Source organism: Vibrio sp. 10N.222.48.A3, from assembly GCF_041475345.1.
Taxonomy (GTDB): Bacteria; Pseudomonadota; Gammaproteobacteria; order Enterobacterales; family Vibrionaceae; genus Vibrio; species Vibrio tasmaniensis_A.
Map to the genome: position 1 here is coordinate 1 of NZ_JBFRVX010000110.1, position 1,434 is coordinate 1,434.

General features: G+C 42.8%; 1 protein-coding gene. It reads left to right on the plus strand.

Features of this window, described 5'->3' with window-relative positions; genetic code table 11:
• A partial coding sequence (locus tag AB4653_RS04135) for a histidine kinase dimerization/phospho-acceptor domain-containing protein (RefSeq protein WP_372103399.1) occupies nt 1-1,434 on the plus strand: 1,434 nt, incomplete at both ends.

A 1,434-nucleotide genomic window follows, 5' to 3' on the forward strand; every position in this document is an offset into this window, starting at 1 on the left:
AGACATAAGTAGCTTGGTGCTTGAGGAAGCTGAAGGATGGAAAATCGGTATCTTGAAGAACGCAGCAAATACCGATGCGATTGTCGGGAAATACCCGAATATTGAATGGGTGAAAGTAGAATCCACTGAAGATGGGCTTAACCGACTGGATGATGAAACCCTAGATGGCATGATCGATACTGTCGAAGTCCTAAACTACCTCATTGATTCATTTGGTCATCGTGAGGTCGGAATTATCGGACGACTTGATTTTTTCCTTTCTCCAACCTTACACGTCATTAAGTCTGAACCTTTGCTTTATTCCATTGTGAATAAGGCGATTGAGAGCATTTCTGCTGAAGAACGTCAAAAGATATCGGCGAAGTGGGCAGCGCCAAAAGCGATAGAAAGAGTTGACTATGAATTGGTTTATACCATTTCAGGTTTTGCTTTGGTGATCGTTTTACTTATCGTTTTCTGGAATCGAAAACTCTCGAAACAAATAAGCATTGCCAATGATGCAACAGAGGCGCTTAAGAAGGCTCAGGAGCAGCTCTATAATATGCTTAACAGCTCTCCTATCGCCGCGAGTGTTGTGTTTGAAGAGAAAGTTCGTTATGCCAACGATACTGCGAAACGGCTGTTTGGGGTTGAAGGTCTTGATCTTGATTCTATCGATGTAGATTCTATTCATGACTCTTTATCCGTTCGGGATGATGTACATAAGGAGCTAATGCTCAATGGCAAGGTAGTAAACCGGGAGTTGGTGCTTAGAAAACCTGATGGAACCCGTTTCGTTGCGCTCGTCAGCTATTATTTGTTTGAGCTAGATGGCGAGATAGCCACGCTATTTTGGGCATTCGATATTTCAGAAATGAAGCGCCTTAATGAGCAATTAGAAGAAGAGAAACAGAGGGCCGATTTGGCGAGCCAAGCTAAATCGGAATTCTTAGCCAATATGAGCCATGAAATTAGAACGCCAATGAACGCTATTATTGGTTTGTCTTATCTGGCGATTGGCGAAATATCTAATCCGGTCGCTCGAAATTACATCGAGAAAGTGCACCGTTCGGGGCATTCACTGTTAAGCATCATTAATGACATCCTCGACTTCTCTAAGATAGAGGCGGGACAGCTTGTCATTGATAGCATCCCATTTGATCCCGTGACGACATTCCAAGATGTCATTGAGTTGATGGAACCCAAAGCGAATGAGAAGCAACTTAACTTGTCTATGTCGATAGATCCAGAGTTAAACACTCCGTTGATTGGTGACCCATTAAGGCTGTTCCAAGTAATACTTAACCTTGTTGGTAATGCGATTAAGTTTACGGAAACTGGCAGTGTCTCGTTAACTGTAGCCCTTGTTGAATCAGATGATAACAGTCTGACTATGAAGGTGATGGTGGCCGATACTGGCATAGGAATTTCTGATGAGAATCTACACAAGCTCTT